The organism is Desulfovibrio sp. SGI.133 (assembly GCF_050313955.1).
In the GTDB taxonomy this organism is placed as follows: Bacteria; Desulfobacterota; Desulfovibrionia; order Desulfovibrionales; family Desulfovibrionaceae; genus Desulfovibrio.
Window position 1 is genome coordinate 498378 of record NZ_JBNPMK010000001.1, and the last position, 20966, is coordinate 519343.

At 59.8% G+C, this 20966-nt stretch carries 16 protein-coding genes; 6 read left to right on the forward strand and 10 right to left on the reverse strand.

Annotated features, from left to right (window positions below):
• Positions 1 to 37: 37 nt before the first annotated feature.
• The 10 genes from ACQRBR_RS02325 to ACQRBR_RS02370 all read right to left on the reverse strand — a co-directional run bounded on the left by ACQRBR_RS02325 (position 38) and on the right by ACQRBR_RS02370 (position 10753).
• Positions 38 to 1546, reverse strand: a complete 1509-nt coding sequence (locus ACQRBR_RS02325) for a tripartite tricarboxylate transporter permease (RefSeq protein ID WP_006004616.1) — start codon at positions 1544 to 1546, stop codon at positions 38 to 40.
• A 10-nt stretch (positions 1547 to 1556) separates the two neighbouring features.
• Entirely contained in the window at positions 1557 to 2006 is a 450-nt protein-coding gene (locus ACQRBR_RS02330) for a tripartite tricarboxylate transporter TctB family protein (protein ID WP_303878347.1), read from the reverse strand.
• A 63-nt stretch (positions 2007 to 2069) separates the two neighbouring features.
• Positions 2070 to 3023 carry a Bug family tripartite tricarboxylate transporter substrate binding protein gene (locus ACQRBR_RS02335; protein ID WP_427812206.1) on the reverse strand — a complete coding sequence of 318 codons (954 nt, stop codon included), beginning with the start codon at positions 3021 to 3023 and terminating at the stop codon, positions 2070 to 2072.
• A 368-nt stretch (positions 3024 to 3391) separates the two neighbouring features.
• Positions 3392 to 4291, reverse strand: a complete 900-nt coding sequence (rfbD, locus tag ACQRBR_RS02340; RefSeq protein WP_427812207.1) for a dTDP-4-dehydrorhamnose reductase — start codon at positions 4289 to 4291, stop codon at positions 3392 to 3394.
• Between the two features lie 9 nt (positions 4292 to 4300).
• Entirely contained in the window at positions 4301 to 4855 is a 555-nt protein-coding gene (gene rfbC / locus ACQRBR_RS02345; RefSeq protein ID WP_427812208.1) for a dTDP-4-dehydrorhamnose 3,5-epimerase, read from the reverse strand.
• Positions 4846 to 5742, reverse strand: a complete 897-nt coding sequence (gene rfbA / locus ACQRBR_RS02350; protein WP_427812209.1) for a glucose-1-phosphate thymidylyltransferase RfbA — start codon at positions 5740 to 5742, stop codon at positions 4846 to 4848. The genes rfbC and rfbA overlap by 10 nt, the downstream gene beginning before the upstream one ends.
• A 572-nt stretch (positions 5743 to 6314) precedes the next feature.
• Positions 6315 to 7349 carry a dTDP-glucose 4,6-dehydratase gene (gene rfbB, locus ACQRBR_RS02355; protein WP_427812210.1) on the reverse strand — a complete coding sequence of 345 codons (1035 nt, stop codon included), beginning with the start codon at positions 7347 to 7349 and terminating at the stop codon, positions 6315 to 6317.
• A gap of 97 nt (positions 7350 to 7446) precedes the next feature.
• A complete protein-coding gene (locus tag ACQRBR_RS02360; protein WP_427812211.1) occupies positions 7447 to 7944 on the reverse strand; it encodes a helix-turn-helix domain-containing protein in 498 nt (165 codons plus the stop codon).
• Positions 7945 to 8096: 152 nt separating this feature from the next.
• Positions 8097 to 9008, reverse strand: coding sequence for a glycosyltransferase family 2 protein (locus tag ACQRBR_RS02365; protein WP_427812212.1), 912 nt, complete (start codon positions 9006 to 9008; stop codon positions 8097 to 8099).
• Positions 9009 to 9163: 155 nt separating this feature from the next.
• Complete coding sequence (locus tag ACQRBR_RS02370) at positions 9164 to 10753, reverse strand: hypothetical protein (protein ID WP_427812213.1); 1590 nt, start codon at positions 10751 to 10753, stop codon at positions 9164 to 9166.
• A 473-nt stretch (positions 10754 to 11226) separates the two neighbouring features.
• Here ACQRBR_RS02370 and ACQRBR_RS02375 point away from each other — a divergent pair, with 473 nt between their 5' ends.
• The 6 genes from ACQRBR_RS02375 to ACQRBR_RS02400 all read left to right on the forward strand — a co-directional run bounded on the left by ACQRBR_RS02375 (position 11227) and on the right by ACQRBR_RS02400 (position 20936).
• Entirely contained in the window at positions 11227 to 11820 is a 594-nt protein-coding gene (locus ACQRBR_RS02375; RefSeq protein ID WP_427812214.1) for a recombinase family protein, read from the forward strand.
• A gap of 452 nt (positions 11821 to 12272) precedes the next feature.
• Positions 12273 to 14042: a type I secretion system permease/ATPase gene (locus tag ACQRBR_RS02380; RefSeq protein WP_427812215.1), complete on the forward strand. Its 1770-nt coding sequence runs from the start codon at positions 12273 to 12275 to the stop codon at positions 14040 to 14042.
• Entirely contained in the window at positions 14035 to 15465 is a 1431-nt protein-coding gene (locus ACQRBR_RS02385) for an HlyD family type I secretion periplasmic adaptor subunit (RefSeq protein ID WP_427812216.1), read from the forward strand. Before ACQRBR_RS02380 ends, ACQRBR_RS02385 begins: the two co-directional genes overlap by 8 nt.
• Positions 15466 to 15613: 148 nt before the next feature.
• Positions 15614 to 16510 carry a hypothetical protein gene (locus tag ACQRBR_RS02390; protein ID WP_427812217.1) on the forward strand — a complete coding sequence of 299 codons (897 nt, stop codon included), beginning with the start codon at positions 15614 to 15616 and terminating at the stop codon, positions 16508 to 16510.
• 27 nt (positions 16511 to 16537) lie between these two features.
• Complete coding sequence (locus ACQRBR_RS02395) at positions 16538 to 17845, forward strand: TolC family protein (protein ID WP_427812218.1); 1308 nt, start codon at positions 16538 to 16540, stop codon at positions 17843 to 17845.
• Positions 17846 to 17906: 61 nt separating this feature from the next.
• Positions 17907 to 20936, forward strand: a complete 3030-nt coding sequence (locus ACQRBR_RS02400; protein ID WP_427812219.1) for a rhamnan synthesis F family protein — start codon at positions 17907 to 17909, stop codon at positions 20934 to 20936.
• Positions 20937 to 20966 lie beyond the last annotated feature (30 nt).

Sequence of the window (20966 nt, forward strand, 5' to 3'; positions counted from 1 at the left end):
TGCCACCACGGCTTCACAGCCGGGAAGCATCCGTCCGCTAGCTTTCGGCGCTTTCGCGCATACGGCGCTCCATGCGCTCCATGAGCAGGGGCGACAGCACGCCCAGCACGCACAAAGCGATCAGGATCCAGCAGAGGGACGTGGAGAAGAGGATGGACGGATCCCCGTCGCTGATGAGCAGCGAGCGGCGCAGGCCGCGTTCGCCGATGGGGCCGAGGATCAGCCCCAGCACGATGGCGGCGGCATTGAAGTCGAACTTGCGCGCCAGATAGCCGATGACACCAAAGATGAGCATGATGACCACTTCCACCACGTTGTTGTGGATGGCGTAGGAACCGACCACGCACAGCAGGAAGATGGACGGGATGAGGATGGCATCGGACAGGCGGGAGATCTGGGCAAAGCCCTTGCAGCCCAGCATGCCCACCCCCAGCATGAAGAACTGCACCAGCACGAAACCGGCAAAGAAAGTGTAGGTCATGCCGGCATAGGTGGTGAACAGCTCCGGTCCGGGCTGCAGGCCGTGGATGATGAGGCCGCCCATGAGCACGGCGGTCACGGACTCGCCGGGGATGCCCAGGGTCAGGGTGGGGATGAGCGAACCGCCGGTCACGGCGTTGTTGGCCGCCTCGGAACCCGCCACGCCTTCGATGGAGCCCTTGCCGAATTCATCCTTGTGCTTGGAGAAGCGGCGGGCCTCGTTATAGCCCATGAAGCAGGCGATGGAGGCACCCGCACCGGGCAGGATGCCCACGATGTTGCCGATGAGCCACGACCGGATGATGGTGGGCGAGATGCGCTTGTATTCCGCCTTGCTCAGGCCGAAGCGGTCGGTCATGGCCGAGGCCTTGGGCCGCTGCACGATGCGCTTTTCCGCCAGGATGAGCACCTGCGACATGGAGAACAGGCCGATGAGGGCGCAGGTGGTGTTGACGCCGTTATACAGGGTCGTCTGCCCGAACATGAAACGCGGCACCCCTTCCATGGGGTCCATGCCGATGGTGGAGATGAGCAGACCGATACCGCCGGAGATGAGGCCCTTGAGGATGGACTTGGACGATACGCCCGCGATGATGGTCAGACCGAAGAGCGAGAGCCAGAAATATTCCGGGCTCTTGAACTTCATGGCCAGCTGCGCCAGCAGCGGGGAGAAAAAGTACAGCGAGATGCAGCTCAAAAGGCCGCCGCAGAAGGAAGCGAAGCAGGCCGTGAACAGGGCCTTGGCCGCCTTGCCGCGCAGGGTGAGCTGATAGCCTTCGATGGCGGTGGCCGCCGAGGCGGGCGTGCCGGGCGTATGGATGAGGATGGCGCTGATGGAGCCGCCGAAGATGGCACCGCAATAGATGCCGCCCAGCACGATCAGACCCGTGGCCGGGTCCATGCCGAAGGTGACGGGCAGCAGCAGGGCCACGCCCATGGCGGCGGAAAGGCCGGGCAGGCAGCCGATGGTGATGCCCACGATGGTGGACGCCAGCATGGCCAGCAGATTGATGGGCGAGATGGCATGCATGAAGCCTGCAGCCATGAGAGCCAGAGTATCCGTCATGACGATCCCCTTACTTGAACAGCAGGCCCACAGGCAGCGGGACCTTGAGGAAAAGCGTGAACACCGCGTAGATGAGCGCGGCCATGACCACTACCGTCAGCACGATATGCCAGCGCGGGACACGCAAAAAGGCCAGCGTGCCCACAAGATAGCAGATGCTGGCGATATAGAAGCCCGCCACATGCATGAGCAGCATGTAGCCCACGCAGCCCAGGCAGATGAAGGCGAACTGCTTCCACTGGAAGCCCGAGAACAGATCGGGCAGATCATTGTGGATGCCCGCCTGGCGGCGCAGCTGCCACAGGCAGCGCACCAGATAGCAGGTATTCAGGACCAGCAGGCCGGCGATGAGGCAGAGGGGATAGGTCTGCGCGTCCGGCGGCAGTTCCAGGGTCATGTACAGAAAAAAGAGCGTGAAGGCATACACCAGTGCCGTCACGCCGATATCGGATCGTTTCATACGGACCGCCTGAATGGAAAACGGCGGGAAAGGTCGCCCTTCCCCGCCGGGACATGACAGAGATTACTTCTTGTGCAGCTTGGAGACCACGTCGCGGCAGAAGATCTCCTGCGCGGCGATGAGCTCGGCCAGCTGCTTGTTGTCCTTGAAATCAAGGCTCATGCCGGCCTTGTTGTGGGCTTCGATGCAGGCGGGATCCTGCATGGTCTTGCGGAAGGCTTCCACATAGAAGTCCACGATCTCCTGCGGGGTGCCCTTAGGCAGCACCAGCGCACGGGCGGAACCGTACCATTCCTTGTAGTAGCCCAGCTCGCCCAGGGTGGGCACGTCGGGATATTCGGGCAGACGGGCGGTGTTGAACACGCCCAGGATGCGCAGTTCGGGCTTGTCACCGCTGCACAGGGCGGCCACGTCGGCCACCTTGGCGCAGGAGAAGTGCACTTCGCCCTGACGCAGGGCCAGCAGCTGGTCGGCGGTACCGCCGTAGGGGATGGCCTTGTAATCGAAGCCGGCGGAAGTGGCCAGCAGCTGGGCGGCGGTGTGGTTGGAAGCTTCCACACCATTGGTGGAGCAACGCAGGTTGCCCTTGGCCTTGCAGGCATCCACCAGTTCCTTGAGGCTCTTCCAAGGGCTGTTGGCACGCACGACCACCACGCCGGTCTCGCTCAGCTGGTTGCAGACGGGCACCACGTCGCTGACGGCGAAGGTGGAGCCGGGCTGCACGGCCAGGGTGGTGAAGGTGGGCAGGTTGATGAAGCCGATGGTGCGGCCGTCGGGCTTGGAGTTGACCAGCTCGGTCCAGCCGATCTTGCCGTCGCCGCCGGGCAGGTTGTTGATGATCAGGGTCTTACCCACATATTTCTCGGCCTGAGAAGCCAGCAGGCGCGCACCGGTATCCGTGCCGGAACCGGCCTTGTAAGCCACGATGACGGTCACATCGCCGTCAGGGGTCCACGCAGAAGCTGCCAGCGGCATGGCCAGCAGGGCCATGACCAGGAAAGCAAGGATCTTTTTCATGTTTCCTCCTCAAAAGACCTGTCGAACTGTGGCGCTTTGGTGACATTTTGGTGACAAGCGTCCGTTTTCCCTTACCGCCTTGCCCTGATGGCGTCAAGGAATGGAGCCGATCAGCCTTCACACGCAACAGACGCCTTCCCAGTAACGATAGGCCACACCGGTACCAGCAAAGGCCTGGAGAAAGTCTTTGCCCGTTCAGATCATGCAGTGTGCAACGGGGCCCCGCTCTCCCCCGGAGTGCAGCCCACACGATTGGATGTCCCGATGCAGAGTATCCTTCTGCCTCTCTGACAACAAAAAAGCCAGAGGGCATCCCTCCGGCTTTTGTTCTCCAAAATCATGGTCGCCACTGGGCGAGGTATCGGCCATCACCGGCCGGCATCCAGTACGGAAGCCGCAGGGATGCCCAGCTCGCAGGCTTGTGAGCGCATGAAATCCGCCAGACTTTCCTTCCAGTGCGGCATGGAAGGCAGACCAAGCAGGCGCAGCATGCGCTTTTCAAGGCAGGAATTTTCCGGACGCCGGGCCGGCGTGACATATTCCGCCGAAGTACAGGGCACAACACACTGCTCCATACCGGCAAGACGAAATATCTCGCGGGCAAAGCCATACCAGGTCGTCTCGCCCTCGCAGGTCAGATGGAACGTGCCCACCAGACCGGGACGAAGCAGGATGTGACGCAGGGCCGCAGCGACCGCACTGGTGCTGGTAGGATTGCCGCGCTGGTCATCCACGACCCGGAGCACCTCGTGCCCCTGCCGGGCCAGGCGCAGCATGGTGTGCACGAAGCTGGGACCGCCAGGACCGTACAGCCAGGAGATACGCGCGATGACATGATCCGGACAGTAGGTGCGGACAGCCTGTTCGCCTGCCCATTTGCTCTGCCCGTAGACATTGATACCACCGTCCGGCACATCGAACTCATGGTACGGCCTTTGCCCCGTACCGGAAAAGACATAGTCCGTGGACAGTGCCACGAGCCGAATATGACGCCGGGCGCACGCAGCCGCCACATTGGCCGACCCCAGCGCGTTGAGACGATACGCAAGGTCCGGCTCTGCCTCGCACCTGTCCACTGCTGTCATGGCCGCACAGTGGATGACCACATCAGGCGCTATCCTGTCCAGCTGGCGGGCAAGCGCGTCTTCCTGCAGGATATCCGTCTCGGGGAGGTCCGTGGAGATGACCTCGAACCCTTCCAGTTCACGGCAAAGAGTCCTGCCAAGCATCCCCTTGCCACCGGTAAGCATGACCGTCGTACGGGACATGGCGCCCTCCTACCCCATATGGACGCCACACTCGGCGCAGTATTCCCTGAAACTCATACCCTGCCTGTCCTTGCTCGAACATTGCGGCCCTGATACAGGCCAGTCCACGGCAAGATCAGGATCATCCCAGCGTATGCAGCCTTCGTCTTCAGGATGATAATAGTCGGTGCATTTGTAATGGAAGTGCGCCACATCGCTCAGCACGGCAAAGCCATGGGCAAGCCCCGGAGCGATCCAGAGCTGATACTGATTGGCCGCGGAGAGCACCGCCCCGTACCATCGGCCAAATGTGGGCGACCCGGGCCGGATATCCACGGCCACGTCAAAGACCTCGCCCAGCGAGACCATGACCAGCTTGCCCTGCGGATGTGTCTTCTGAAAGTGGAGCCCGCGCAGACAGCCCCGGCGTGACATGGAGTGATTGTCCTGTACGAAGGGAAGATCCACTCCTTCTGACGCATAGCGCTGACGCTGCCAGGTCTCTACAAAATAGCCGCGCTCGTCGCCCCATATCCTGGGCTTGACCAGCAGCACGCCTTCGATGCCCGTTGCCGTCACTTCCATGCTCTCCCCCCCATGTCCACCAGTTCGTACAGGTATTGCCCGTACTGGTTCTTGTCCATCTCGTGGGCCAGGGCCCGTACATCATCGGCAGAGATGTATCCCTTGCGCCAGGCGATCTCCTCGGGGCAGGCAATCTTCAGGCCTTGCCGCATCTGGACGGTCTGTACGAAATTGGCGGCAGCCAGCAGGGAGTCGTGGGTACCAGTATCCAGCCAGGCCATACCGCGCCCCATGAGCTCCACCTGCAGGAGGCCCTTTTCCAGATACATATTGTTCAAATCCGTGATCTCCAGCTCTCCACGAGCCGAAGGACGCACCTGACGCGCCATGTCCACAACGTCACCGTCATAGAAATAAAGTCCGGTCACGGCAAAATTGGAGCGGGGCTCCTCCGGCTTTTCCTCGATGCTGGTAGCCCGTCCCCGTTCATCGAAGGCCACGACACCATAGCGCTGGGGATCGGTAACATGATACCCAAAGACTGTGGCTCCCTTCCCCTGTGCCATGGCGTGCTGGAGCAGAGCGTCCAGCCCGTGACCAAAAAAGATGTTGTCACCAAGGACGAGGCAGGCCGGGGATCCGGCAAGGAAATCCTCTGCCAGCAGAAAGGCCTGTGCCAGCCCTTCGGGACGAGGCTGTTCGATATAGGAAAAAGAGCAGCCCCAACGCCTGCCGTCACCCAAAAGATCCTCGAACAAAGGCAGGTGGACGGGGGTGGAGATAATGACGATATCCCGGATGCCCGCCAGCATGAGGACACTGAGGGGATAGTAGACCATGGGCTTGTCATAGACCGGCATGAGCTGTTTGCTGATGCTGCGCGTCAGAGGATACAGGCGCGTGCCCGATCCGCCGGCAAGAAGGATGCCTTTGCGTTGTTGTTTCATGAAGGAGCCTCGTTCGCTAAAAACGGCCCTGCCGGACCATCATCAGGGACTGATGCAGCGTTAGGCTGCTGTGCAAAAAGGCAGGGGGGCCACTCCTCCCCCCTGCCGCCGTGCGGCATACACGGCCCGGGCATGACGAGTCCGCGGTAACCCTGCAGCCCGGAAAACCGGCCTTGCGGCTGGGCTGCGTCCCGGCGCAGGCATCTGCTGCAGCCCGGACACATGGACCGCCGGGCAGCCTCCAGACCGGCAGGCAGGGACACGGCTGTGCCAAACACGTGTCCTGCGGCGTATGATGTCGTGCCCGCGTGCTGCCGCATCACGCCTCTGCTGCGGAAGGTGATACAGCAGGCAGCATGGGACAGCTGGAAAAGATAACATGCTCCACGGGACCCAGCGGGGCGGCAGGGAGCATGCCTGCCCCCTGCCTGCGGCATGCGGAGATACCCCGCACGGACACACGCCTGCATGCGACCGGAGCCGCCGGCCGCACCCCGCCAGGAACCGGACGGCTGGGGGGCCAGCCAGCCCGGGCTGCATGCCGCTCCCGGTGCACTGCCACCGGAAAGATCTTATCGGGCCGCGCGCCGGCGGGCCCGCTCCATCCAGCCTTCATGTTCCAGATACCAGCGCACGGTACGGAGCATGCCTTCCTCCAGCCCCACACGCGGCTGCCAGCCAAGCTCGTCCCGCATGCGTGCGGTATCCATGGCATAACGCCAGTCATGCCCGGGCCTGTCGGCCACCCGGCGCACCAGCTCCCGGTAGGAACCGGCCGGGCGGGGACGCTCTCTGTCCAGTGCGCGACACAGGCTGTCCACCAATTCAAGATTGCTGCGCTCGCAATTGCCGCCGATATTGTAGCTGCGCCCGGGCAGGCCATGGCCCAGCACCCGTTCCAAAGCCTCGCAATGCTCTTCCACATACAGCCAGTCGCGCACGTTCTGCCCCGACCCGTACAGGGGCATGGGCTCTCCGGCCAGTGCCCGCGAGATGAACAGCGGGATGAGCTTTTCCGGGAACTGGCGCGGCCCGTAATTGTTGGAACAATTGGTCACCAGCACGGGCAGGCCATAGGTATGGCAAAAAACCCGTGCCAGATGATCGCTGGCAGCCTTGCTGGCGGAATAGGGGCTGTTGGGGGCGTAAGGGGTATCCTCACGGAAAGGCACGTCATCCGGCCCCAGGGAACCGAAGACCTCGTCCGTGGAAACATGCAGGAAACGGAAATCCTGTTTTTCCTGGCCGGCAAGACCCTGCCAGTAGTCCAGGGCACAATGCAGCAGATTGGCGGTCCCCATCACGTTGGTGCGCACAAAGACGCCCGGATCGCTGATGGAACGGTCCACGTGGCTCTCTGCGGCAAAATGGACGATGGCCGAAGGACGGTGCGTGCGCAGCAGATACGCAACCAGTTCCCTGTTGGCTATGTCGCCCTGCACCAGCATATGGCCCGGATCATGATCCAGGGAGGCAAGGTTTTCGGGATTGCCGCAGTAGGTCAACTTGTCCAGGTCGATGACAGGGATGCCGGCGGCACGGGCTCGCAAAACGAAACAGGAACCGATGAAACCGCAACCACCGGTGACCAGATACAAAGCCTGCATGACGAACGTTCTCCTTCTTCACCTTTTCCACCGGAGCTGGGGCCCCTCCAGATGACATGGCCACTTTGGCAGGATGCCTCTGCCGGATATCCGCGCATCACATTTTGCGGGACGATGCCGCTCCAGCCTGCGTAGCAGCGTCGCCCTCTTCCCCGCCGGCCTGTTCCAGCCGTGCAAGACGTTCTCCCAGATCAGCAGTGCGCTGCCAGAGGAACCTGTTCTCGCGGCTCAGGTCGCGGCGTTCCTCCTCCATGGCATCCAGCCGCTGTTGCAACCAGGCACAATGGCGGCGCAGCAGTTCCCCGGTCTCGCCACCGGCCGGATGTGCCGCTCCGTCTGCTCCATGGTCGCCCGCGACGGGGCCCTCCGGGACTCGCGTGTCCGCCATCTCCCCTTTGCCGGTCATAAGCCATTCCAAGCTGACATGGCACAAACGGGAGATATTCAGGATGACTTCCACATTGGGACAGTTGACGCCCCGCTCGTAACACCCCAGCGCCCCCTTGCTGATACCGAGCTGCCGGGCAAAAGCTTCCTGTGATGTGTACCCGCGTACCCGCCGGATACGCTCACCAAGATCCTGCATGGCATCCATCTGTCCACCACCTGTAACTGTCCATGTGACACAAAAAAGCGTTTTTTCTGCCCCTGCGGTCATTTTTTTGATCTACATGCCACATTCTGGAATATATCCATGTCCCAAAAGACCATCCGGACGATACCGGGACAGATCCGTAGCAGGTGGCGTCAGCTTCTGCGCCGGCCCAGGCGCTCCGCGACCTGCCGCAGGCTCCTGCGCAGGCCCTGGTACACGACCATGCGCCCCAGCCGTACCGCCAGCCGTACCGCTGCGGGCAGGTGCAGGTACCACAGCCAGCGCCGCCGCCCACCGGCCGTGAGTTCCGGGCCCAGCAGACGGGCCAGACCCCGGCCCATGCGGGCATAATCGTGCAGGTAGCCGCCGCCCACGCCGTGATGCTGGCTGGTCGCATGCAGACGCCAGCGCACGAGCCGGTGCGGCACAAAGAAAAAACGGGTACGGCAGGCCAGCTGGCACCACAGCCACCAGTCCGTCCAGCGCGGTACCGGCGACTGCCAGTCACAGGCACGCAAAAGCTCTGTCCGCACCATGGCGCAGGAAAAGGTAGGGATGGCATTTTCCACCAGCATGGGCCCGCACAGGGAAAACGCCCGCTGCCCTGCCCTGCCCCGGCGGGCATGCCCGGCCATGACGCGCGGGACGTAACCTGCAAACCAGCCTGTGGCCGCACCGGGCATGGGCCAGAGCTCCACGTCGTTAAAGATCACCCCGGCATCCGTGCCGTCCGCGGCGGCCAGGCGCAGGGCCAGGTTGTCCCGCGTCCAGACGTCATCGGCTTCGAGAAAGGCCGTCCACCGGCCGCGCGCGACCGACAGTCCCAGCGCCAGGGTGGCGGGCAGGCCGTGGTTGCCGCCGTCCGCATGGGTGAGGACGCGCACGCGGGCATCCCGTGCGGCAAAGTCCCGCGCCACGGCCAGGGATCCGTCCGCGGAACCGTCGTCCACCACCAGCAGCTCAAAGTCCGCAACGTACTGGTCCAGCGCACTTTGCAGGGCCTGGGACAGCCATTGCTCATAATTGTAGCTGGCCACGATGATACTGACAGCAGGAGAGGACATATGCACGATCTTGCAAAATATGCCGCGGCGCCGCTCTGCCCCGGCGGGACACAGGGGCGCCGCTTTGTGAAGGCGCCCCCCCGGGGACGGGAGGGCGCCTGTATCAGTCAGTTCACACTTGCGTGGAGACGACTAGGCACCGGCAGTACCGTCAGTCACATCCACGAAAAGATCAGCGGCATTCTCCACACCGGTCCGCCCACGAGAGTGATCTCAAGGTCAGTGGAAGTCACAGCACCAGGAACACCGGAATTGAAGAAGTCAGCATCGATGGTGACAGTGGTATTCCCGTCCTTTTCCGTAAGGGTCACAAAGCCCTGATCTGCCGCTTCCGACATATCCAGGACACCGTTCAGATACACGCCGGACACCATCAGTTTGTCCTGACCGACCTCAAAGTTGTAGATGGTATCGTGGCCGAGCTGCTTGCCGCCGCCAAGGTTGTCCATGCCCCACGAGTTGAACAGGAAGACATCCTTGGCGCCATCCAGGCCAACGAGGGTGTCGTCGCCCTTGCCGCCTTCGAGGATGTTGTTGAACTTCCCGGCGGCGATGGTGCCGGTGAATTCCTTGTCACCGAACTCGTTACCTTCCGAAGTCCAGGTCCAGTCCAGCTTGCCCTTCAGGCTGTCAAGATTGATGACGGATTCATCGTTCGTGGCAACCAGCAGGTCATCGCTGGTGGTGTCCCAAGGCTTCGTCAAGTCGTCAGCGGCAGAGACGACACCGGTATCGCTGCCGAAAACATGATCGCCGAAGCTGTCAAGAGAAACGCCATCATCCCCAAGATCGGTGATGGTTACCTTTTCGGCATTCTGGATCAGGCTGTCAGCACCGGCAACGATATTAGCAAGGGTATCCTTGATATAGTAACCACCTTCAGAACCCATCAGCACAGCAGTGCTGGCATTGGCGATAGCATCCACGGTATCCACCAGAGTATAGGTGGGATCCGCCGTGATGGCAGGCGTGGCACCGGCCAGAAGGTCGGCGATACCGGCCTGCTGAGCCACGGTCACATCACCGGCACTAGCATAGTCCTCGATAGTGTAATTTTCAGCCAGCGAGCCACTGGCCTGCGCGGCAAGGGCATCCTCCAGCGTCGCATAGGTCTTGACGCCAGTGTAGATGTCAAAGCTGTCATCAGGCTCAATAGCAGCAGTCGTAAAATCACCGTAGGTGTCAATCTTTTCGTCTTCACCGTAGAGCTGATAATGCTCCAGAGCGGTCAGGCCCTGTTCGGCAAAGGCGGCCTTCACTTCATCGACGGTCCAGTTGCTGCGGCCTTCGTAGGCGGTCGAGTTCAGCTGCTTCACCTTGGCGACGAAGTAGGCTTCGCTGTCGAAGTCAGCGCTGGTAGCGATGCCTTCGCTGGAGCCGTACAGCTGGTAATGTTCCCAGGCGGACTCGATACCGGCGGCCTTGAAGGCATCCATGACAGAGGCGGCATCCCACTCTTTGCCTTCGTAGTTGACAGCATTCAGGGCAGCAGCCTTGGACTGCAGATAGAACATCGCATCAAAGGCTTCATTGGGGCTGATGTTCTCGTCCATGCCATGATCGACGAAGTGCTGGTACAGACCTTCGTCACCTTCGTAGCCGGCAGCTTCGAGGGCAGCCTTCACGTCATCCACAGACGACCAGGCCTTGCCGTCGTTCAGCTTGCCTTCAGGGTCGACAGCCTTCAACTGGGCCAGCTTGCCTTCGAGATAGAAGTCCGCATCAAACCAGGTAGGATTAGCCATTTTTATCCTCCGGAGGATAATGAAAGGTTTTGTGCCTGGGGCACACGCCGCATCCACCCTGTGCGAATGCGGCCCAGAAGGGACGAACCGCTGGCTACCTTGGTCTCGGTAACAGTGTGCGGCCTCGTCACCAGCATGGAGGTACCTAGCCACGTCGGTCCCGGACATGTTGTCCGGCCGCATGCGCGGGGACGTCCCTCCTCCGGTGTACGGCACCGGTACGGATGACGCAGGAGACACTCCCCTTTCTCCCGGATTTCCGGCTTACACCGCACGGGAGCGTCATCCGCAGATATTGACAGGTACGACAGCATATTATGTAGCGAATATGGCGCACCATAAATGTATAACTGCAGGCCTGTCTCAGTGGGGTACAGTCTATTGAGGCGTATAAATGACTGCACTTATCCCAAAAAAGCATGATAACCTGCAGAGAATACAAGAATATTTACAGCTTTTGAAACGGGTATCACGTGAATATTGGATATATTCGTGTCAGTAGCTGCGGCCAGCGTACTGACAGACAGCTGGAAGGTATCGCTCTGGACAGGATCTTTATGGACAAAACGAGCGGCAAGGATATGGACAGACCGGAATTTCAGGCCTGTTTACGTACTTTACAGGCAGGAGACATGTTGCATGTCCACAGCATCGACCGCCTCACACGCAGCCTGCAGGATCTACTTGTGATACTGGAAGAGATGGCAGACAGGAACATAACTGTTAAATTTTACAAAGAAAACTTGATATTTAGTGGTGAGAGTTCACCATTCCAGCGTCTGCATCTGCAGATCATCGGTGCCGTGGCCGAATTCGAACGCGCCCTCATCCGGGAGCGCCAGCGAGAAGGCATCGCTCTGGCAAAACAGCGGGGCAAATATAAAGGAAGGAAAAAGCGCCTTACGGAAGAGGAGATAAACGCCCTGGTATCACGGGCCCTCAAGAACAAGGAGAACGTCATGGGCCTGGCGCGAGAGTTCGGCATTTCGCGCCAGACTGCTTATCGTTACCTGCAATACGCACGCTGCCGGAGCGCATCCTGTACAGCAGAGGCATTCCTGATGTGACCAGAATTCTGTAACTGCCCGTATTGACATTACTATTTAAAAAGGACAAAAAAGATTGACAATCGTTCGCAACATAGGATAATTAGTTCAACTCGTCCGGGCTGTCTCAATAGACTGTACCCCACTGGGACGAGATCTGCTCTGGCAGGCAGAATCGACGGTTTGCACTGTACGGAATGCCTCGGCAACCTGCTCCAGGAGAAATAAAAAAGAGATAACCACGCAACTTTTTTAAGATTTTTTTGATGCCATGATTTTGTTGCGGCCGCAAGTATTTTTTCTTGTGGTCTTTTTGGCGTTGGTTTGCCTTCTGGACAAGAAAGGGCTTCGTGCGTATAGTGCGCCCTGCAAACCGTCGCCCGGGGACATTTCTGCCAGATATCCATGGTCCCCACGCTGCCAACAGGCGTCCTTCCCCAAGGGGGCGGCATTACCGCCGGATATGCCCCCACATGCAAGAATTTTTGCGCTCGTGCAGGTATTTTTTCGGATATGCCTTTTTTTTCAGCATGTTCGTCAACATCCTGCAACTGACTTTCTCCATCTACATGCTGCAGGTCTATGACAAGGTCCTGACCAGCTACAATCTTTCCACACTCGTCGTCATCACCCTTGCCGCCGTCATCTGTCTTGTCGTACTGGCCCTGCTGGAGTGGATACGCTCCCGCCTTCTGGTGCGTGCGGGCATCGCCTTCGACAACATGCTCAGCGCCACCGTGCTCAGCATGAACCTCAAGCATGCCGCCGCAGTTCCGGGCGGGACAGGCAGCCGAGGCAATCTGCGCGACGTGCAGCAGCTGCGCAACTTTCTGGGCGGCAATGCTGTCTTTGCCTTTTTCGACCTGCCGTGGATGCCCATCTACTTTGCCCTGATCTTCGTGCTGCATCCGGCCCTGGGCTGGGTGGCCGTCGGGGGCGGGATCATCGTCTTCATCCTCGGCGTCCTCACGGAGCGCCTGACCCGTACCCGGCTGGAGAATGCCACCCGCCTCAATGCCATGGCTGCCGGATTCACCGGTGCGGCCCTGCGCAACGCCAGCATCGTGCGCGCCATGGGCATGGTTGGCCATGTGACCGCGCGCTGGCGCAGGCTCAATGACGCGGTCATCGGCCTGCAGACCCGCGCCAGCCACAAGGCAGGTCTGTTGCGGGCCGTGAGCAAATCCCTGCGGACCGGCCTGCAGGTAGCCATCTATGCCGTGGGCGCCTACCTGACCGTCATGCACGAGTCCACGGCCGGTGTCATGATCGCGGCCTCCATCGTCATGGGCCGCGCCCTGGCGCCCATCGACCAGGCCATGGCCACCTACAAGCAATCGCTTGACGCCCACAGTTCCTACAACCATCTGAAAGACCTGCTGGATACTCCTCCGGCCCCCCCTTCCATGGATCTGCCCGCCCCTGCCGGCGAGCTGACGGCCGAAAACCTTTTCCTGACCATCAACGGCCGTCCCCTCGTCCGGGGCGTCTCGTTCCGCCTGCCTGCCGGGCAGAGCCTGGCCATCATCGGCCCCAGTGCTGCCGGCAAATCCACCCTGTGCAAGCTGCTGCTCAGCATCTGGGCACCTACGGCCGGCAAGGTACGCATCGACCGTGCCGACATCCACAGCTGGGATTCAGAAAAACTGGGACCCTACATCGGCTATCTGCCACAGGATGTGGAACTTTTTGCAGGATCTGTAGCCGAGAACATCGCCCGTATGGGTGACGTGGACAGTCAGAAGGTCATCGCTGCCGCGCAGATGGCCGGCGTGCACAGTATGGTGCTGGGCCTGCCCAAAGGCTACGACACCCAGATAGGCGAACACGGCGCGGCCCTTTCCGGCGGTCAGCGCCAACGCATCGGGCTGGCCCGGGCACTGTACGGCGATCCCCGCCTCGTGGTCCTGGACGAACCCAACTCCAATCTGGACGAAGAAGGCGAACAGCAGCTGGCCCGCGCCGTACTGAACCTCAAGCAGCGCAATGCCACCGTCGTGCTGGTCACCCACAAACCCAGCATCCTCAATATCGTGGACAACATCATCGTCATGCAGGAAGGACAGATAGCCCTTTCCGGCCCCCGCCAGGCCGTGCTGGAAAAGCTTGCCGCCATGCGCCATCAGCAGGAACAAGCCGCCCAGGCCCGCATGCAGCAGGAAAAGATAGCCCGCCAGCAGCAGGCATTGCAGAAACAGCAGGAAGCCCTGCAAAAAACGCAGGAGGCTGGCGGCAATGCCTGATACGTCCCCCAAAGAAAATACGCCCCTGGAGACCACAGGACGCACCATCGCCCGCATCGCCCCGGTAAAAGTCCCGGCCGGCAAGGCCAGCAGCGGCCACAGTGAAGATCAGGCCCCCGGCAGCAGGAAAAACAGCGCCATAGAAGATCCCCGCAGCATCATACGCCAGGGGATGGCAGTGATCCTGCTCTTCTTTGGCGTACTTGGCGCCTGGGCATTCTGGGGCGAGATAAGCGGTGCCGTGGTCGCTCCCGGCAAGATCAAGGTGGAAAGCGAGCGCAAGACCGTCCAGCATCTGGAAGGCGGCATCGTGGACGCCATCCTGGTGCGGGAAGGACAGGAGGTGGCAGAGGGCCAGGTGCTGGTGGAACTGGAATCCGTGCAGGTGGATGCCTCGGAAAACATGCTGCAAAAACAGCTTGTTGCCCAGTGGGCCGCGCATTCCCGTGCCCTGGCCGAAAAGTCTTTCAAAGATGAACTCGTCTGGCCCGATGGTCTGGTGGAGCTCGCCCACATGGTGAACAGCGCTGACGTGCTGGACAACGAGCAGAAGATCTTTCAGGCCCGCCGGGAAGCTCTGCGCGGCCAGCTTTCCCTGCTGGAGACCCAGATAGCCCAGCTGCAGGCCCAGGTAAGCGGGTTTGAGGACCAGGTCAGGGCCGAGACCACCATCATCGGTACCCTCAATGAGGAGCTGCGGGCCAAACGCCAGCTTTACAAGGAACGCTATCTGGAAAAATCCCAGATCCTGGAGCTGGAACGCAATTTGGCCAGCCATATGGGCGAACGGGGCCGACTGCGTCAGGCCATCGCCGAAACCAAACAGCGGGATGCCGAATTGCGCCTGCGCATGGAAGACCTGCGCAACCGTTTTGTGGAAGAAGCCACCAGTGAAGCCGGGAAACTGGAGAACGACATCATCCAGACCCGTGAACGTATCCGTCCCCTGCGCGACGCCAAAAAGCGCCTGCAGGTCAAGGCACCTGTCAGCGGCAAGGTGGTCGATCTCAAGGTCCATTCCCGCGGTGGTGTGGTCCGCCCGGGTGAGCCCCTGATGGACATCGTGCCCCACGACACCCCACTTATCGTGGAGACCCAGGTACCCATCAACAAGATCACCGAAGTCTATATCGGTCAGGACGCCCTGGTACAGCTGGATGCCTTCGATACCCGTATCATCCCCCATATCCCGGCCAAGGTGACCTATATCTCGGCCGACCGTCTGGAGGACAAAACTTCCGCCGGGACCATGCCCTACTACCTTTGTTATGTGGTCATCGACCCGCAGGCCCTGAAGGAGGCCCAGCTCTATCTTTCGCCCGGTATGCCGGCCACGGTGTTCATCACCACCAAAAAGCGTACCGTGCTCTACTACATGTTCGAACCCTTGCTCAAAAGCTGGGACCGTGCCCTGCGGGAGTGAAGCTGCCATGTGTTTTCCTCTATGGCACCCGCGCCAGATACGGCTACGTCCCTGCCCGGACGATACACGGGGAACACCTCTGTCCGCAGGCTCAGGGACAGGCTTTTTTTTCATCGCCTGTCTGCTCCTGCTGCTGACGGGACACGCCGTGGCGGCTCCCTTTCCCCGCCTGCAGGCCGGACAGGTCTACAGCGCGGTCTGCAAGAACGACGACCTTTCCTATACAGCCCGTCTGCGTCTGCTGGATCGCCATTTTTTCGAACTGTCGGAGACCATCATGATGCGGGGCGAACCGGAATTACGGCGAAAGAGCACCGGGCGCTGGCTGCCGATACGGCAGGGAGGCATGCTGTTGCTGCATAACCATTATGGCCTGTCGCGCCTGCTGAACCTGGGACGTGCCCTGACCCTGTATGCAGACATGCCTCTGAAAGGCGGGCGCCCCAGCCTGGGGGTACGCTTTCACCTCGATGCTCCTGACAGCGCTCCTGTACAGGTCATGGGCGTACTGGAGAACCGTGAAGGGATGCCGATACTACATGAAGGCGGGGCCGGGCTGGATTTTGCTTTGGAGGATTCCCCAGCGCTGCAAGAACTGCTTCAGACGCCGCTCCCGCTATTCATTGAAGCGGACTGCCAGATGCATCGTGACACGCTCCGGATCGTCAGCGTACGTGCCAGCTCCGCCCGTTTGCCCGGCAGCGATGCTACACCTGACTTTCATGCTGCCGTCGACAAAACAAACTGGCGTCTGGGGCTTGAGGATGGAAGTACGCTGTCCTGCAGCTTTGCTCCCTCGTCTCCTGCCACAGGAATCATGGACGCTTCCGCCCGGGGGATTTTCCTGCAGGTGCCCTATGCGGCACAGGCACGGGAACTGGGCTTTGCCCTGCGGCCAGAGGACAGAGAGATGCTCATGGCCCTGGGTATGGAGGCTCTGGCCAGCGTATTGGACAAGACCCGTCACTGGAGCTTCCATGACCGGGTCCTTGCACTCGAAGACGAGCACGACATTCTCTGCATCCTTGAAGTAAACGAACGTTGACCGCTCTGTATCGATACAGGAGATCGAATGAAACGCTGTTTTATTCTGCTGGCCGTCTTTGTTTGCCTCTATTCCGGCAATGTCCGGGCAGCCAGCTTCACCATGGAGCAGGCAGTCAGCCGCGCACTGGACGTCAACCCCACCATCCAGTCCAAGCTGCTGGTACTGGAACAAGCACGCATGAACGTCGGCGTGGCCCAAAGCTATTTCTGGCCGCGTGTATCGATCGTGGCTTCTTACAACGAGCTCCAGAACCGCTCGGAAGTCCAGACCTACAGCAGTGATGACCTGAGCAGCAAAAGCTGGTCCCAGGGCTGGCGGCTGACGCTTTCCCTCTTTGCCGGCTTCGCCCACCTGAACAACGTGCAGAAATCCCTGCTGCAAGTAGATGTGGAAAAAGCCCGGCACCGGCAGGCACGCCTGGAACTCATCACCAATGTGCAACTGCAGTTCCTGGCCCTGCTGCAAGCCCGTGAAGATCTTGCGACTGCTGAGGAATCAGTCAAACGCATCCAGAAACAGCTGGAGGCTTCCGAAGCGTTCGTAAAGGTGGACATGGCCCCGTACGCCAACGTGCTGCAGAACCGGGTGGAGCTTTCTCGTGCCCAGCAGGAAGTCATCCGCTGCAAAAACGACATCCGTAACGCCGAAGTACAGCTCAACCGCTATCTGGGATTTTCACCCCATGAGCACATTACCTATAGCGGCAGACTGCAGGATTTTCATGGTGCCGTCTCCTACACGGAAGACCAGGCCATAAAAACGGCACTCTATAGCCGCCCGGACCTGATCGTCGCCCAGAAAAGCGTGGCTGTAGCTTACAAGGACACCCATATCGCCATGGGGGAATTTGCCCCCAGAGTGGATGCCAGCTACGAGGATACCCGCTTCAGCAAAGATTATGACGACAGACGGTATAATGACTATACCCGCAGCTACTGGGCCATCGGCCTCAACTTTTCCTGGGATATCTTCAGCGGCGGCAGCGCCGTGTTCAACACCCTGGCCGAACGGAACAGGGCCAGGGCCCTACAAAAAGACTATGAGGACGCCATGGCCGGCGCCAGGACGGACGTCATCAAGGCCATGCTCGACATGGACGCTGCTCGGGAGCTCATCACCACTACTCGCTATGGTGTCGATTCCGCCCGGGAAAATTATGCCATGTCCCAAAAGCGCTATATGACCAATATCGGAACCATCACGGACCTTGTGGATGCCCAGGTACGTTTGACAGAGGCCGAACGGGATGCCAGCCGGGCACTGGCGGATTATCATAGTGCCCGGGCCCGTTTCTACTTCAACATCGGCCAGGAAAACCCCGGACTGAGATAAAATCTGCTTCCGTCTGTCCTGCAACGACAGACAGAATACCTAGCCAACACAGAGCTATATCATGTTGTATCGCATCATCGCAGCCTTTTTCCTCCTGCCCGCATCCTTTGTCGTCTTTGGACGGGAATGGTTCTCTTCCTTGCGTTTAGGCCCTTGGTATTTTTTCGGCAAGGTCATCAAGGATGGTCCTCAATTTGTCAGAAAACGCAGCAGGCTGTTCAACCTGCTCGTCTTCTATCCCATGAGAGCTGGTATCGAGATCGTGCACCGCAAGGACCTCAAGTTCGTAGTGCGCGCCGCCCTGCGGGTCTGTCTGCGGCCAGTACAACGCCAGCTCGGGATTTCCTCCGGTACTGTTCCTGCCGTCGATATGTCCTGTGACCTGCCGCCAGTCCCTCCCCTGCCGCCCCTGAGCCTGGAATCTCTCGTCCGCATGGTACAGGCGCCCTCAGTACGGATCCTGAGCCTCGACATATTCGATACTCTGCTGACCCGTCCGGTCGTCGATGACCCGCGGGACATCTTTCACCTCGTCGCCGCCAAGGTCGATGACGCACTCGATCTGGATTTCATAGCCCTGCGCTGGCATGCGGAAAAAGAGTTAGGGGATCCTTACGCCACGCTGGATGATATCTATGCCCATATCCAGCGCAGGCACGGGCTTTCTCCTGAGCTGGCTGCACGTCTAAAAAAAGAAGAAATGTTGTGCGAGCGAACCCTACTGCAGCCACGCCCCGACATGCTGGAACTGTGCCGCGCAGCCCAGGCCGCCGGTAAACGCATCGTTGCTGTCAGTGACATGTACCTCCCTTCGTCGTTCCTGCTCGAAGTACTGCATGAAAAAGGCTTCGCTGCTGTGGAGGCTGTCTATGTCTCGGCAGAGCACAAGGCCCGCAAAAGCGATTCTGGCGCTCTTTTTGACATCATGCTGCGCAAGGAACAGGTGGAGGCGGCACATGTTCTGCATATGGGGGACCACCTCCGCAGTGATGTGGCTATCCCGCTGAGCAAAGGCATGGCTGCCGTGCATATTCCTTCTGTCCGGCAGATGCTGCGCGCACGCGGCGGAGATATGGCTGCCGTACTGGTTGAGACTGCCCGACAAGATCCCCTATGGGGCCTGCTTTTGGGGCAGGCTCTGGACCAAATCTTTGCCAGGCCGGAGTGTTCACCCGAAATGCTGGATCGCTGCCCGGACACTGCGGCCATCTCCCGCCTCGCCTTGGGCCCACTGGTGACCACCCTGTGCCTCAAGGCACGGGACATCGCCATGCATGAAGGCTATCCGCGTGTCTATTATGCTTCACGCGATGGCTGGCTGCCCTCCCGTGTCCATGCCGTACTGCAGAAAAAACTGGGGGGACCGGAAGGGGTCTATTTCCATGCCGGCCGCCGGGCATATTTCCCCTTTCTGGCAGACTCCTTCATCGAATATGCCCGCACCCGCAAGCTGGCCGCTGATCTGGACAGCTATACTCTGGAGGACTTACTGCGCGGGCACTTTTCTTCGGAAGCCGACCAGCTGCTGCCCTTGCTGACAAAAGAGGAGCTGGATATCCCGTTTTGCAAACAGCAGCAGAGATGTCTTGGCATCCTGGAGCGCATCGACGGACCGCTCTCGAACCTTATGGAGATACGCAAGGAGCGGGCGCGGCGGTACTACGCCTCTGTCTTCCCGTCTGCTGCAAATCGCTTCCTCGTTTTTGATATAGGTTATTCCGGGTCCATATCTACAGCGCTCTCGACCATCACGGGCAGACCCTTCGACAAGCTCTACTGCTGGCAAAACGAAGCAAATCAGACCGCAGACGCCCAAAATGGTACGAAGACGTTCCTCCTCATGCAGAAGGAAAACTATTTACCGTACCACCTCATCCTCGAAGAGATGTTCTCTCCTTGCAGCGGCGGAGTGGTCGACTTTGACGAGCAGGGACACCCCTGCCATGAAATCTTCATGCCGGCTCCGCCCATGCGCGAGGCCCTCGACGCTGCGCATACAAGCTGTCTGAAGTATGCCCAAGCCACAATCGACAGATTCGGCCAGTACAGCCCGCTTCTGGCGAGTGCCCGTGCGGATGGTGCACTGGAGATCTTCCGCCAGTGGTTCCAGAAAAAACCTTTGAGCAATCGCGCTGCACTTCGCGCTATCGTTTTCCCTGACCCGGTCTATTGTGATCGCCTTCTGTCGCTGGAAGACAAACTGGATAGTCACCTGGCTCACGCCACTGTCTTTACCGCTACGGGATTCGACGATGCCGCCAATGTCCTGCCCCTGTACTCACTTTCCTGCCCTGCCTGTCGGGAACTGCCGCGGATAGGCCTGCACATCCATATCTACAATGGAGCTCTTGCACAGGAGTTTGCCCGCTACCTGCAGCAGTTCCCGGTTCCGTTCGATGTATTCGTGACGCATGTGAAGAGTGCGGATCGCTGCCATCTTCAGGCATTGTTCAATCGGGATGTCCTGCCGCTGGCCAATGCTGTCACCATAGTGCAGACCCCTAACAGAGGACGTGATGTCGCTCCCTGGCTGTCAGGCGTCGGGCAGGAGCTCCAGAAATATGACCTGTGCTGCCATGTCCATGCCAAGGAATCCGTATATGCAGCTCCCGGTTTCGGGACAGCATGGCGCACCTATCTGCTGGATAACCTCTTGCGGCCTGAGGCTGTGTGGGCGACATTGGCAGCTTTCGCTAAAGATCAATACCTAGGCTGCGTATTCCCGGCATTTTATCAACTTTTGAAAGAAGGCATGACAAATGCAGGTACACCTCCTTACAGTACCCAAATAGAATATTCCATGATCCTTGGGTTGATGTCCCGCATGGGGCTGCCTGGGGAATACGCACGTAATGAACAATTCTTCTCCGGCGGGACCATGTTCTGGTACCGTCCGCAGGCCTTGCAGCCCCTGCTGGAATGTGATTTGCGCTTCGAAGACTTTCCGGAAGAACCCATAGGCGTAGGCGGGACCCTTGCCCATGCCCTTGAGCGCGTCCCGCCGCTGGTCTGTACACGGCGCGGTTACCGTGTCCGCTCGCTGACCTGCTTTCCAAGTATCCATTACCTTCCGGAATGTTTTCAGGACTAAGGTCATGAAGCAGCTCTTGCACATCCCGCC

Coding starts and splice junctions, on each gene's coding strand:
- ACQRBR_RS02325 (WP_006004616.1), bottom strand. CDS start 1,546: ATGACGGATACTCTGGCTCTCATGGCTGCAGGCTTCATGCATGCCATC.
- ACQRBR_RS02330 (WP_303878347.1), bottom strand. CDS start 2,006: ATGAAACGATCCGATATCGGCGTGACGGCACTGGTGTATGCCTTCACG.
- ACQRBR_RS02335 (WP_427812206.1), bottom strand. CDS start 3,023: ATGAAAAAGATCCTTGCTTTCCTGGTCATGGCCCTGCTGGCCATGCCG.
- rfbD (WP_427812207.1), bottom strand. CDS start 4,291: ATGTCCCGTACGACGGTCATGCTTACCGGTGGCAAGGGGATGCTTGGC.
- rfbC (WP_427812208.1), bottom strand. CDS start 4,855: ATGGAAGTGACGGCAACGGGCATCGAAGGCGTGCTGCTGGTCAAGCCC.
- rfbA (WP_427812209.1), bottom strand. CDS start 5,742: ATGAAACAACAACGCAAAGGCATCCTTCTTGCCGGCGGATCGGGCACG.
- rfbB (WP_427812210.1), bottom strand. CDS start 7,349: ATGCAGGCTTTGTATCTGGTCACCGGTGGTTGCGGTTTCATCGGTTCC.
- ACQRBR_RS02360 (WP_427812211.1), bottom strand. CDS start 7,944: ATGGATGCCATGCAGGATCTTGGTGAGCGTATCCGGCGGGTACGCGGG.
- ACQRBR_RS02365 (WP_427812212.1), bottom strand. CDS start 9,008: ATGTCCTCTCCTGCTGTCAGTATCATCGTGGCCAGCTACAATTATGAG.
- ACQRBR_RS02370 (WP_427812213.1), bottom strand. CDS start 10,753: ATGGCTAATCCTACCTGGTTTGATGCGGACTTCTATCTCGAAGGCAAG.
- ACQRBR_RS02380 (WP_427812215.1), top strand. CDS start 12,273: ATGCAAGAATTTTTGCGCTCGTGCAGGTATTTTTTCGGATATGCCTTT.
- ACQRBR_RS02385 (WP_427812216.1), top strand. CDS start 14,035: ATGCCTGATACGTCCCCCAAAGAAAATACGCCCCTGGAGACCACAGGA.
- ACQRBR_RS02395 (WP_427812218.1), top strand. CDS start 16,538: ATGAAACGCTGTTTTATTCTGCTGGCCGTCTTTGTTTGCCTCTATTCC.
- ACQRBR_RS02400 (WP_427812219.1), top strand. CDS start 17,907: ATGTTGTATCGCATCATCGCAGCCTTTTTCCTCCTGCCCGCATCCTTT.